The 11,010-nt window shown below is 58.6% G+C and carries 11 protein-coding genes and 1 pseudogene; 4 read left to right on the plus strand and 8 right to left on the minus strand.

The window, feature by feature from the left end; genetic code table 11:
- The 5 genes from B2M20_RS18360 to B2M20_RS18380 all read right to left on the minus strand — a co-directional run.
- Positions 1–1,271, minus strand: a 1,271-nt coding sequence (locus B2M20_RS18360; RefSeq protein ID WP_079448457.1) for an FAD-binding oxidoreductase, incomplete at its 3' end; no start/stop codon positions are given.
- Between the two features lie 13 nt (positions 1,272–1,284).
- On the minus strand, positions 1,285–1,977 hold the full coding sequence (locus tag B2M20_RS18365; protein ID WP_079448458.1) for a hypothetical protein: 693 nt from the start codon (positions 1,975–1,977) through the stop codon (positions 1,285–1,287).
- A gap of 10 nt (positions 1,978–1,987) precedes the next feature.
- Positions 1,988–2,326 carry a c-type cytochrome gene (locus B2M20_RS18370; RefSeq protein WP_079448459.1) on the minus strand — a complete coding sequence of 113 codons (339 nt, stop codon included), beginning with the start codon at positions 2,324–2,326 and terminating at the stop codon, positions 1,988–1,990.
- 42 nt (positions 2,327–2,368) lie between these two features.
- The gene (locus tag B2M20_RS18375; RefSeq protein WP_244553597.1) at positions 2,369–3,928 is read right to left on the minus strand and encodes an aldehyde dehydrogenase family protein; all 1,560 of its coding nucleotides are present in this window, start codon (positions 3,926–3,928) and stop codon (positions 2,369–2,371) included.
- A gap of 382 nt (positions 3,929–4,310) precedes the next feature.
- Entirely contained in the window at positions 4,311–5,288 is a 978-nt protein-coding gene (locus tag B2M20_RS18380; protein ID WP_079448461.1) for a glutathione S-transferase family protein, read from the minus strand.
- A 311-nt stretch (positions 5,289–5,599) separates the two neighbouring features.
- Here B2M20_RS18380 and B2M20_RS18385 point away from each other — a divergent pair, with 311 nt between their 5' ends.
- The 4 genes from B2M20_RS18385 to B2M20_RS18400 all read left to right on the plus strand — a co-directional run bounded on the left by B2M20_RS18385 (position 5,600) and on the right by B2M20_RS18400 (position 8,649).
- On the plus strand, positions 5,600–6,511 hold the full coding sequence (locus B2M20_RS18385; protein WP_173816075.1) for a LysR family transcriptional regulator: 912 nt from the start codon (positions 5,600–5,602) through the stop codon (positions 6,509–6,511).
- 115 nt (positions 6,512–6,626) lie between these two features.
- Positions 6,627–7,259 carry an NADPH-dependent F420 reductase gene (locus B2M20_RS18390; protein WP_079448462.1) on the plus strand — a complete coding sequence of 211 codons (633 nt, stop codon included), beginning with the start codon at positions 6,627–6,629 and terminating at the stop codon, positions 7,257–7,259.
- Between the two features lie 24 nt (positions 7,260–7,283).
- Positions 7,284–7,727: a DoxX family protein gene (locus B2M20_RS18395; protein ID WP_079448463.1), complete on the plus strand. Its 444-nt coding sequence runs from the start codon at positions 7,284–7,286 to the stop codon at positions 7,725–7,727.
- A 58-nt stretch (positions 7,728–7,785) separates the two neighbouring features.
- Entirely contained in the window at positions 7,786–8,649 is an 864-nt protein-coding gene (locus B2M20_RS18400; protein WP_079448464.1) for a VOC family protein, read from the plus strand.
- 122 nt (positions 8,650–8,771) lie between these two features.
- Here the strand turns inward: B2M20_RS18400 and B2M20_RS19340 are convergent.
- The 3 genes and pseudogenes from B2M20_RS19340 to B2M20_RS18410 all read right to left on the minus strand — a co-directional run.
- Positions 8,772–8,876: pseudogene (locus tag B2M20_RS19340) on the minus strand (glutathione S-transferase family protein); the annotation flags it as partial.
- A gap of 49 nt (positions 8,877–8,925) precedes the next feature.
- Positions 8,926–9,771 (minus strand): MBL fold metallo-hydrolase, encoded by an 846-nt coding sequence (locus B2M20_RS18405; protein WP_079448465.1) that lies wholly within the window; start codon positions 9,769–9,771, stop codon positions 8,926–8,928.
- 70 nt (positions 9,772–9,841) lie between these two features.
- Positions 9,842–10,978 (minus strand): NAD(P)-dependent alcohol dehydrogenase, encoded by a 1,137-nt coding sequence (locus tag B2M20_RS18410; protein ID WP_079448466.1) that lies wholly within the window; start codon positions 10,976–10,978, stop codon positions 9,842–9,844.
- Between the last annotated feature and the right edge of the window lie 32 nt (positions 10,979–11,010).

The following is an 11,010-nucleotide window of genomic DNA, read 5'->3' on the forward strand; positions in this document are numbered from 1 at the left end:
TAATCTAGACCGTGCTTGTGCAGGATGCGCTTAGCCAACCGCGCCTGCTTCTCGCACTCGCTGCCTCGCGCTTCGCTGACCGGCGCGAACCACATGGAGCCACCGCCGCCGCGCCAGTTATACAGACCGAATTCCTGCAGGTTGGGCACACCACTCATCAGCTCGGCGCGGTATTTGAACGGCTGAGTATCGCCGGCCTCCTTCTGGGTAACAATGCGGCCCTTGCCGAGCTTCTTGAAAGCGTCGACGACGATCTTCCAGTCCGCATCGACCTGTTCCTGTGTGCCGTACAACGCGGCGTACAAATTCCAGGCACCCATGCCGGTGTCATTCTGCATCTTTTTTAAGATGGGATCAGGCGTATGACCGGGCTCGGTGATATACTGCGAGCGGCGCAGATGTGCGCTGCCAGCCTCCCAGAGCACGTTGGCGATCACGACCGAGTTGGGAATGGTCCCGGAAATGCGCAGCGGACGTAAAATCTCGACGATTTCGACAATATCTTCCTCGTTGTCGAAGATAACTTCGAACGGCTTGAACACCGGTGGTTTTGGCATCAGCCAGAAGCCCATCTTAGTCGTAATGCCGTAGTTAGCCTGGGTGAACATGCCGTCCAGAGTTGGACCGTAACCCCACTTAAAAATCTGCCAAGTGTTGCTGCCCTTCACCCCGCCCATACCGGTGCGATAGATATCACCGTTGGCCAGCACCACTTCCATACCACACTGCATCATGAAATGTTCGCCGTAGGGGGTGTAGCCCACGCCGCGATCCATGGTGTTACCGAGCGGTCCGGCAATGGCCGAAGGTGCCGAGAACGACAGCATCAGCGGCAGCTTGTTCTCAGTGATGTGGTCGTAGAGCTGTCCATAAGTCACACCCGGCTCGACCAGGGCGTAGCACATCTCCGCATCGATCTTGATGATCTTGTTCATTTTCTTCAGATCGAGGATAACCTGGCCGCGCTGGATCGGCGCGGCCGAGCCGTAGCCAAAGTTTCGGCCGGTGGAAATGGTCCAGATAGGAATCTTGTGCTCATTGCAGATTCGCACCACACCCTGCACCTGCTCGACAGTGGTGGCCGTCAGAGCTGCTGACGCCGCATGGGCTGCATTCTCGACGGACATCATGACTTTGTTATAGGGCGCGAGCTGGTCGGCGTTGACCAACACGTTCTCTCCACCCAGCAAGGCGCGGAACTTCTCGATGGCTTTGTTGAATTCGTCCCGGACCGCTCCTCTGGGCAGCACAGCGTTATTTTGTTCAGCCATTCGGTCAGCTCCTTCAGACATCGATCGAAAAGGAAACGAAGCTGCCGGTGATCGGCGTGTTCGCGGTGGGAGCCAATGGAGCGGCCAGCGTCGTGCGCGTGCCGATCGAAGCCAGCAAATAACCAATGCTGCTCGCCCACTGTACAGATTGGCTGGCCCCCCGTGAGAGTCCGGTCAGCTGACGCGGCGCCACGGGACCGTTCTGGCGCTCCTCAATCAATTTGAAACCAGCTCCACAATCGTGCAGCTGGCGGCTAAGCTGCTGCGCGCAGCCTTCGGACATATCAGTGCTGAGGACCTGATGCCGGGTGAACCCGTCTTCGGCAGTATGCTGCCCAAGCCACTGCACACGTGCGCCGCCACTACGGGCCATATCTACTATGAGAGTTGCTGAGGCATCATCCAGCAGGCCGATAACCCGCATTGGCAGACCGTGACGTAGGCGACGCTCAAAATCGAGCATAAATCCCAGATCGCGGCCGACCTTCTGAACGCGCAATGGTGCTTTACCAGCCGCCATGGCGCCATACAGGAAGATCGACTCAGCCCCGCCCTCGTTTACGAGCGCCAACATTGTTGGCTCCGTAGTTGCAGTACCGATCGGCGCGCCAGAGTTAGCCGCAAGGGCGGGTATAAAACCGTCCACGGTCAGACCGATACTGCTCAGGGCCGCGCCTTTGAGCACGAAACGACGATTCACACTCATGTCGGGCTCCTTAAGGCTGAGTAGCCGGGGTCGGCAGACTCGACAGATATTCGGTGACCTGAGCAATGGATTTATCGTCTATATAGGAGGCCGGAAACGCGGGCATGGCGTTGAGGCCATTGCGTACAACCGACTTAATGTAAGCTTCGGGTAGCCCGCGACCGGCGATCACTGGCCCCACTCCCACGTTGGGGGCATGGCAGAGACCGCAAAGTTTATCATACAGATTCTTGCCACTGCCCCACTGGCCATCAGCCATCGCCTGGATGGAAGCGGTCATTAGCGCAAATGGCAGTACAGTTGCGAACAGCATCCGTTTCGTGACCTTGCCACTCAAGAAATCAGGCATGTTGGTTCTCCAGTAGCAAGCAAACCGGCGAGTACGCATTGCTTAGAACGGATACTGGCGCGGCGCATGCTGCACCGTGACCCACTGATCCGAAGTAAACTCCTCAATTGCCCAGTCACCATTGAACCGCCCCAAGCCGGAGTTTTTCTCTCCGCCGAAAGGAGCGTTTGCCTCGTCGTTCACGGGCATATCGTTGATATGTGTCATGCCCGCCTGTATTCGCTGTGCGAACTGCACCCCCCGCGAAGTATCTCTGGTGAACACGGCGCTGGATAGGCCGTATTCGCTGCTGTTGCACAGCTCCAGTGCATGTTCTGCATCGCGAGCGCTCTGGATACCGACCAGCGGACCGAAGATTTCCTCGCGAGCGATTTCCATATCTGCGGTCACGTTGCCGAATACATGCGGCGGTATGACGTTGCCTTGCGGTTCGCCGCCCACCAGCATCTCCGCACCCTCCTGCTGCGCCTTGCGTATCTTGTCTTTGAGTCCCGCAAGCTGTTTGGCGTTGATCACCGGACCCACAACGGTTTCCGGCCTCTTTGGATCGCCATAAGGCAAAGCCTTGACGCGCGCGACGAAACGTTGCGTAAACTCTTCCACCAGGGGCGCTTCAACAATGATGCGGTTGATGGCCATGCAGATCTGCCCTTGGTGCAGGAACTTGCCGACCACCGCAGCGTTCACCGCAGCCTCGACATCCGCATCGGCCAGCACCACAAACGGACTATTGCCACCTAGTTCCAGAGCCACGCGCTTGAGATGAGTACCGCCGCTGGCGAGACGGCCAATGTTGCGACCAACCGGTGTGGAGCCAGTGAAAGAGATGAAGGACGGCACCGGATGTTCGACGAATGCATCGCCGATGTCCGAACCGGCGCCGACCAATACGCTCAGCACACCTTGTGGTAGCCCGGCCTCCTCGAAGATTCGCGCCAGCAGAAGGCCACCGGTGATGGGCGTATCACTGGCCGGCTTGATGACCACGGCATTGCCCAGCGCCAGCGCTGGGGAAACCGAACGGGCGCTGAGGTGCAACGGGAAGTTCCATGGACTGATCACCCCGACCACGCCCAGCGGCGCGCGATAGACGCGGCTTTCTTTGCCCGGCACATCTGAGGGCAGAATGCGGCCATGAGCGCGGCCCGGCAGGCTCGCAGATTCCAAGGTGATGGCGCGGGCGGAGGCCCATTCGATTTCGGCCTTGATGCTGGTGCTGCCCGATTCACGAATCAACCAGTCAAGAATTTCTTCCTTCCGCTCATCGAAGATGTCGACCGCCCGACGCATGATGTCGCCACGCGTAGTGGGGCCCATTGCAGCCCATTCAGCTTGAACCGTTTGCGCTGCACGATAGGCATGATCCAGATCCTCGCGACTGGCCATCGGCAAGCTCAACAAGCTTTCGCCGGTAAACGGATCGATGACATTCAGATCGCGTTCGGCGCTACCTACGCGCCATTGCCCGGCAATCGGCTGCAATTCGAGATTCTGATAGCGGGGCTTTCCCTTCACGACAGACGTCCGTTCATTTTCGTGGCACATCGACCGTCCGACTTTGGACAGGGAGACAAAGCGAAAGTGTTCCAGCTTCAGTCTCAAGGGTCAAGTTCTGTACCGCTTCAGCTCTCGACGTAACCGCAGTCCGCGGCAAAACATCACTTGTAGAAATGTACGGACTAACCAGAGATTCCTTGTCATGAACTCAATGAGCAGGAGAGTGATCGGAATGCACAAACTAGGCGATGCGGACTATAAACTGCGAATACTTCAAGTAATATCGACAAGGCTTGCCGAAATTTCGGCGTGATCTGACCACTTCTATCTCTTTGGACTATGACAACCTTACGCCCGCCGCGGGGCGACTCTCCGGAGAGTGCCTCACAGATCGGCAATTTCCGCGTGATGTCGTTGCCCTCGTGCTTAAAGCGGCGAGGATGAAACGTTTTGCAGTCCAAAGCCGGTTCACAGCTTGGGGCTCACGTCAGTGCGCTTCGCGACCGTGAGGAGCCATGAAATCCGGAGCGGGACCGACCGGCACTATGCCGGTAGGATTGATCGTCTGATGGCTTTTGTAATAGTGGCGCTTAATATGCTCCATGTTCACAGTCTGGGCGACACCGGGAAGCTGGAAGATCTCGCGCGTGAAGCTCCAGAGATTGGGATAATCGACGATCCGATGCCGGTTGCACTTGAAGTGGCCGTGATAGACTTCATCGAAGCGTACGAGTGTCGTGAACAGCCGGATATCCGCTTCGGTGAGACGCTCTCCTAAAAGATAGCGTTGGCGCGCCAGACGCTCTTCGAGCCAGTCGAGCGTTTGGAACACGCCCGCAACCGCGTCGTCATAGGCCGCTTGACTAGTCGCAAAGCCGGCCTTGTAGACGCCATTGTTGAAGCCGTCGTAAACTCGCGTGTTCATTGCATCGATTTGCCCGCGCAGATCCGCCGGATAATAGTCGCCCGACGTTGCCCCAACCGCGTCGAAGGCATTGGTGAGCATTCGGATGATCTCAGAGGATTCATTATTGACAATGGTGCGCCGCTGCTTGTCCCATAGGAACGGCACGGTCACGCGGCCGCTATAGTCCGGCTGCGCGGCCGTATAAACCTGGTGGAGGAAATCGGCGCCGTTCAAATCATCGGGCGTGACTCCCGATCCTTGTTTGAAGGTCCAGCCGTCCTCGCGCATCAGCCAGTGGACGACCGAGACCGAAATCATGTCTTCCAGTCCCTTGAGGACGCGCATGATGAGAGTGCGGTGCGCCCAAGGACAGGCGAGGCTGACATAGAGATGATAGCGGCCCGCCTCCGCCTTGAATCCGCCCTCTCCGCTGGCACCGGGCGCGCCGTCGGTGGTAATCCAGTTACGGAATTGACTTTCGCTACGGATAAAGCGGCCGCCGCTCGCAGCCGTGTCATACCATTGGTCGTGCCATTTGCCGTCGATCAAAAGCCCCATGTGAGCTCGTCCTCGAAAAGTATTTTCCGTCGCGCTGGAGCCGCATAGACGTCAACCTTGGCGCAACAGGGAATGTCAGCTTTCGTGCGTTCAAGCATGAGGGGATCAACCAGAAGATCGTCACCAAGCGGAAGAACTTTGGATCTCTCTGTGACTGAATGCCACCGACATCCATTTCGTCGGCGTTCGCTGAGAGTGGTACTGAGCTGCCGACGATTTCGCGCTCAGCTGAGTCTGTATATTGATATTCGCTCATGTCCCGACAATGGTAGCAGCGCGAAAGCGACGCTTGATCTTGGTCGGAGGCAACATTGGACAGGCTGGAACCCGAGCGGATGTTTGTTGCGGTGATGGAAACCGGAAGCTTCACCGCCGCCGCCGAGCGGCTCGGCACAAGCTCGGGCCAAGCCTCAAAGCTGGTCTCGCGGCTTGAAAATGAGCTCGGTGTTCGCCTCCTCAGCCGCACCACGCGCGCCGTATCACCGACCGAAGCAGGGCACGCTTATTTCGATCGGCTTCGGCCGTTGCTCGAAGAGTTTGATAATATGGACGCCGCAGTCCGGGATAAGTCGGGCGCGCCGCGCGGGCGGTTGCGGCTAACGGTGCCGCTCACTTTCGGGACCACGGAAATAGCACCGGGGCTGAACGAATTCGCATCAAAATTTCCCGAGATCGAACTCGATGTCAGCTTTTCGGATCGGATGGTGAACCTCATCGACGAAGGCTTCGACATGGCCATCAGGGTTGGACGGGCCGACGATTCTAGCATGATCGCGCGCAAGCTTTGCGACGTGCGTATCGTGATCGTTGGATCGCAGACCTACCTCAAGCGTCGCGGAGAACCAAAAAAGCCCAACGACCTGGCGCACTTCGACTGCATTATCGATACGAATTTCCGGGAGCCGAATCGCTGGCCGCTTCGAAACGCACGGGGCACCCCGATCGACGTCGCAGTCGGTGGCCGCCTTCGCTATTCTAATGCCGAGGCCTGTCTCAACGCCGCCGAGGCTGGGCTCGGGCTTGCCTGTGTGCCAAGCTTCATTGCGGGCAAGGCTTTGCGTGCGGGCCGGACACGACGCGTTCTGCAAGCTTTCGAAACCGAACCCTACACGGTGCATGCTCTCTATCCGCACAGCCGTCATCTCGCCACGAAGGTCCGTGTCCTGGTTGATTTTCTGGTCGAGCGGTATCGCGGAACGCCGCACTGGGAGAAGGGTTGGTAGATTTCTTCCGTTCTAGATGTAATGAACTTCTAGGCGACCGGATTATCGTTCAGATCAAATAGGGCCATGTTTCCTGGAGCACGACGCGTGTGGCGTCACAACCAGGAGACTCGACATGAACATCGCCATCTTCGGAACCGGCAATATGGCCAGCGGCCTTGCTGCCCTCTTCAACAAGGCCGGACATAATATCACCCTGGCTTCTAGGGAGCCGGTAAAGGCGCAGACGGTTGCAGCTAAACTCGGCACCGGCATCGGGGTCAGCTCGTTAGCCGATGCGGCCAGCGCTGCGGACGCGGTCGTCTTGGCCGTGCCCTACGAGGCAGCCGCCAACGTCGTTGAGGCCGCCGGTGACCTTGCCGGAAAGATTGTCATCGACATCACTAATCCCCTGACCGTTGACTTTTCCGGCCTCACTATCGGTCATACCACCAGCGCGGCCGAGGAAATTCAGAAGCGAGCACCGGGCACAAAGGTGGTGAAGGCCTTCAATACCGTCTTCGCCTCCGTGCTTCAGAACAGCGGCAAGGTGTCCGGAAAGCCGGCAACGGTCTTTGTTGCGGGTGACGACGCTGAAGCGCGAAAGAGCGTTGTCTCTCTCGCCAAAAGCGCGGGCCTGGCCGCGGTGGAGACCGGAGGTCTCGCCTCAGCCCGGTATCTCGAGCCGCTCGCAGGCCTCAACATCGCTTTAGGCTACGGCCTCGGCCACGGCACTGACATCGCACCGACATGGCAAGGCATCGCCTGAGCCGCGGATCGAAAGGACAGCACCATGACCTATACAACTTCTGCACACGCAGCCCGCCCAGCTCTCATTTCCGGCGTGACCAATGCCGATCTTGCCGCAACGATCCTGCGCGTTTCGATTGGCGTTCTTTTCCTCGCCCACGCCTGGCTCAAGCTGGTGATCTTCACGCCGGCTGGCACCGCAGGATTCTTTGAAAGCCTGGGCTTCCCCGGCTTCCTTGCCTATCTGGTCATCGCCGCAGAACTTGGCGGAGGCATCGCTCTAATTCTAGGCGTCTGGAGCCGTTGGGTTGCGCTGGCGCTAGTGCCAATCCTGCTCGGCACGATCTACGCTCCGCATGGGGCGGCCGGCTTTTTCTTCTCGAACCAGGGCGGCGGCTGGGAGTTTCCTGCCTTTTGGGCCATCGCCCTTATTGTACAGGCTCTACTTGGCGACGGGGCCTACGCTCTGAAGCGCGCCCACGCCTGAGCACTTGGTGCGGTCGCGGAACGAATCCGCGACCGCTCTTTTTTGAGGAGCATTCATCATGACCGCAGCGTCTGATTTTTTCGACATGAGCGCAGCGCCAATGCGCGTTGGCAAGGTCCGGCTGAAGGTGCGCGACCTCGACGCCGTCTCAGGCTTCTACCGCACCGTTCTCGGCCTGACGTTAATGGCGAAGGACGATCGCGAGGCAACGTTGGGCACAGGTCATACGCCCCTGCTCGTGCTCGAAGCCGACCCCGCCCTCGCTCCGCGCGACCGGAGGCAGGCCGGGCTTTTCCATACGGCCTTCCTGATGCCGACGCGAGCCGATCTCGCTCGCTGGCTGGGCCACGCCGTCGAGGCGCGTGTGCCGCTCCAGGGCGCGTCCGACCACATCGTTAGCGAGGCAATCTATCTCGCCGACCCCGAAGACAACGGCATCGAGGTTTATGCTGACCGACCCGTCGCGCGCTGGCGTGGCGCGAATGGCGATATCAGGATGAGCACCAATCCGCTCGACAAGCAGAACCTGCTCGCAGCGGGCGAAGGAGCAGGTTGGACCGGCTTCCCTAAAGACGGCAGCATCGGCCACGTGCACCTTCAGGTCGGAGATACGGCAGCGGCAGACCGTTTCTATCGCGACGTCCTCGGCTTCGACACCACTGTCGACTACCCCGGCGCCAGCTTCTACGGCAGCGGCGGCTATCACCATCAACTCGCCGGCAATATTTGGAATAGTCGCGGCGCCACGCAACGCCCGAAGAACATAGCGGGACTCGACAATGTCGAGATCATCGTCCGCGATCCTGCCGATATCGCGAAGATCGTGACGCGCGCCGAAGGCGCAGGCGTAGAACCAACGAGTGGTGTCGAAGGAACGGTCCTGCGTGATCCATTTGGCACCGCTATTACCTTGAGAAGTTAATGGAGGCGATCATGCTGACAAACGGTAAATGGATGGCCAACTGGCAGCCGGTGCAAGCCAAGGACAAGAAAGACGGCTTCGCCGCCGAGGCCGGCCGCTACCCTCTTTATCTCCCTGCTGATCTGCCCGCTGAGCGTCGGCTCGACTACCCATACCGATATCACGTCATCAAGCTTCTTGAGCTTGCGGCCGATCAGCGTGCGCGACGCCCAGGGCGATCCAAACGCAGTTGAATCAGACCTTATCCGTCACAGGCAGGCGCTGGGCGATTGGCGACTAGGGATTGATGATTTTATAGAGCAGCAGGCTCGAGAAATCGACCCAGCCGCCGCCATAATAGCCCGGATAGGCTCCCTTGAGCGCCTCGGCATAGCTTTCCGCGGTACTATTGGCCGCATGAAGTTCCTTGGCCTTGTGCAAATAAGCGATATTGCTCTCGATGACATCGAAGCCCACGGGCTTGCCGCGGCCGATCATCAGCGTGTCGTAGCCCTTTGCAGCATCTCCCTTGAGACCCCGAAGTATTTCAACCCAATGGTCGTAATAGTTCGCGACGGTGAACAGATGGGTTTCAGGTGGGAACACCAGATCGAAGGCCATCACCACGCCCGCAACGGGCAGACGAACAATAGACTGCCAGTCGGATTCCCCATCGGGCTGGCGTTCGAATTCGAAACGCACGCCGCCGATGGTTGCCTCGCCGACCGCAAGATCATGATCCGGCAATGTCGGCGTCTTGGCCACCACCGGGCCGAAGGCCTCGTTGCGAGCATCGAGGATTTTCTGACCGTTCTTGCGGATATAGGCGATGATCTCGGGAAAGGCATATATCGGCGCCTTGGGAAAACGTGCATGCAGCACGCCCAGACCCGACCAATGGTCGGGGTGGATGTGCGAAAGCACGATCCGGTTCACTGGCTTGCCGAGTCCGGCGATGTAATTCGCAAGTTCCTCGGCATGCTTGACGTGAAACACAGCGTCGAAGACGACGAGCCCGTCCGCCGTCTCCACAATCTGGGAGGCGACGTAAAGTCCCTCCTCGGGGGCATTGTAGGTGTGGATGGCTACACCACGATAATCTTTCGTGGTGACCTGTCCCAATGTGGTTTGCGGAGGGCTCATGACGATACCTTTGACAGGGAACAGGTGGAAGCACGGGGTAAGAACATGGTCTCGTCCACATTCGATCGCTTCAGATTTCGCCGATGCGAATGATTGGCTTCAGCGTGACTCCTTTTTCACTGTCGGCTGCAGCTTCGTTTATCTGGTCGAAGGCATAGAATTTGACCAGCTTGTCGAAGGGGAAGCGGCCAGCAAGATAGAGGTCGATGAGCTTGGGAATAAACACGTCGGGAATGCTGTCGCCTTCAACGACGCCACGGACGCTTTTGACATTTTGCATCAGATCGTTGACGTCGAGGTCAAGCACCGCTCCAGGCTTCGAAGCGCCAACAATCGCAGCGGCTCCTGTTGGGCGCAATGCCAGTGCAGCATTACGGATCACGGATGTGATACCGGTCGAATCCATAGCGAAATCTACGCCTTTTCCGGTAACTGCGCGGATCACCTCGACCGGGTCATCGTCGGCGCTGTTGACGACGTGGGTGGCGCCGAGTTGCCGTGCCAATTCCAGCCGCGAGGACACGACGTCGATCGCGAAGATGGTCGTCGCGCCGACCGCTGCCGCTGCCATGACCGCCGAAAGGCCAACCGCGCCAGCCCCGAAGGCCGCAAAGCTCGCGCCCGGACCGACATTGAGTGCATTGAGCACAGTTCCGGCACCCGTCTGTATGCCGCAACCAAGAGGCCCAAGCAGTTCCAGTGGCGCATCCTTGCGGACCTTCACCACATTTCGAACGTTGGCAATGGCGTAGGCACCGAATGAGGATTGGCCGAAGAAACGATCGTTTAGCGGGGCCTGATCATGTCCGCACAGGGCGTGCGAGCCATCGTCGGGGCGCGCGCCAGAGAAATTATAGTCGTTGAAGTTCTCACAGTAGGCCGGATGACCTTCCTGACACGGACGGCAAGCGCCGCAGGAATGAAAGGTGAGGACGACATGATCGCCCTTCTTTACTTTGGTCACGTTCTCCCCGACCGCTTCTACAATTCCGGCACCTTCGTGGCCGAGGACAATCGGATGCGGCACTGGATAGATCTGATCGCGTGCGACCATGTCGGTGTGGCACATGCCCGTCGCTACCACACGGACCAGCACCTCGTTATGGTGCGGTTGTGTGATGTTCACCGACTCGATTCGGAAGGGCCCGCCTTTCTGACGGACTACAGCTGCCCGAAAGCCCCGTTCGGCAAATTGCTGAGTCGACATCTGGTTCGTCCTGTCTGGATCAAAAAATCACT

Source organism: Nitrobacter vulgaris (genome assembly GCF_002028545.1).
Classification (GTDB): Bacteria; Pseudomonadota; Alphaproteobacteria; order Rhizobiales; family Xanthobacteraceae; genus Nitrobacter; species Nitrobacter vulgaris.

What these genes read in the sequence shown, in the direction of transcription:
- B2M20_RS18365 (WP_079448458.1), bottom strand. Translation starts at nt 1,977, where the DNA reads ATGAGTGTGAATCGTCGTTTCGTGCTCAAAGGCGCGGCCCTGAGCAGT.
- B2M20_RS18395 (WP_079448463.1), top strand. Translation starts at nt 7,284, where the DNA reads ATGACCTATACAACTTCTGCACACGCAGCCCGCCCAGCTCTCATTTCC.
- B2M20_RS18390 (WP_079448462.1), top strand. Translation starts at nt 6,627, where the DNA reads ATGAACATCGCCATCTTCGGAACCGGCAATATGGCCAGCGGCCTTGCT.
- B2M20_RS18405 (WP_079448465.1), bottom strand. Translation starts at nt 9,771, where the DNA reads ATGAGCCCTCCGCAAACCACATTGGGACAGGTCACCACGAAAGATTAT.
- B2M20_RS18380 (WP_079448461.1), bottom strand. Translation starts at nt 5,288, where the DNA reads ATGGGGCTTTTGATCGACGGCAAATGGCACGACCAATGGTATGACACG.
- B2M20_RS18370 (WP_079448459.1), bottom strand. Translation starts at nt 2,326, where the DNA reads ATGCCTGATTTCTTGAGTGGCAAGGTCACGAAACGGATGCTGTTCGCA.
- B2M20_RS18400 (WP_079448464.1), top strand. Translation starts at nt 7,786, where the DNA reads ATGACCGCAGCGTCTGATTTTTTCGACATGAGCGCAGCGCCAATGCGC.
- B2M20_RS18410 (WP_079448466.1), bottom strand. Translation starts at nt 10,978, where the DNA reads ATGTCGACTCAGCAATTTGCCGAACGGGGCTTTCGGGCAGCTGTAGTC.